Below are 255 nucleotides of genomic sequence, written 5' to 3'. Positions count from 1 at the left end.
TTCCAGAGCGTTCCGCTAATCTCAAAGCCACTTAAGGGCTAGTCCCCGTTCGCTCGCCACTACTAAGGGAATCTCGGTTGATTTCTTTTCCTCAGGGTACTTAGATGTTTCAGTTCCCCTGGTTCGCTTCTTGCACCTATGTATTCAGTACAAGATAACCATCTTATGATGGCTGGGTTCCCCCATTCAGACATCTCCGGATCAAAGTCTGTTTGCCGACTCCCCGAAGCTTTTCGCAGGCTACCACGTCTTTCA

At 49.0% G+C, this 255-nt stretch carries 1 rRNA gene; it reads right to left on the bottom strand.

Annotated elements, in window-relative coordinates:
• Window positions 1–255, bottom strand: a 23S ribosomal RNA gene (locus tag J5M57_RS28780); the annotation flags it as partial.

Source organism: Pseudomonas sp. 86_A, from assembly GCF_017491705.1.
GTDB lineage: Bacteria > Pseudomonadota > Gammaproteobacteria > Pseudomonadales > Pseudomonadaceae > Aquipseudomonas > Aquipseudomonas koreensis.
Note: the sequence above shows the minus strand (reverse complement) of the source record. Positions and strands in the feature narration are given on the sequence as shown.